This window comes from Pseudomonas fluorescens, from assembly GCF_001648775.1.
Lineage (GTDB): Bacteria > Pseudomonadota > Gammaproteobacteria > Pseudomonadales > Pseudomonadaceae > Aquipseudomonas > Aquipseudomonas fluorescens_M.
In genome coordinates this window covers 1-277 of record NZ_LVEJ01000060.1, presented here as the reverse complement: position 1 = coordinate 277, position 277 = coordinate 1, and the positions used below count along the sequence as shown (strand labels likewise).

Annotated in this window: 1 protein-coding gene; it reads right to left on the bottom strand. The window is 57.4% G+C overall.

From position 1 onward, the window contains the following. On the bottom strand, nucleotides 1-273 hold a 273-nt coding region (locus A8O26_RS30035; RefSeq protein WP_172828231.1), incomplete at its 3' end, for a hypothetical protein. Between the last annotated feature and the right edge of the window lie 4 nt (nucleotides 274-277).

Here is a 277-nt window from a genome sequence, read left to right as displayed (position 1 = left end):
CCCGCTGGCCGAGCACATCGCCACCGACGTACTGACAGGCTTGCGCGTGGTGACCGGAACACTGAGGCGCACGTCGTTACCGACGGTAAACACCTGCTCGACATTCAGCGCGGTCCCGGTCCAGAACTGTTCGGCCCAGGCTTCGTAGTTGTTCAGGCACAGGCGAAACTCATGAATCAGGTTTTCAAAATCCGGTTTATCGGGATTCAAGGCAGCGACAACGAGCAGGCCGATGCTGTTGTTCAGAGCCAGAAGACGATCGGGTTGAAACATTGGC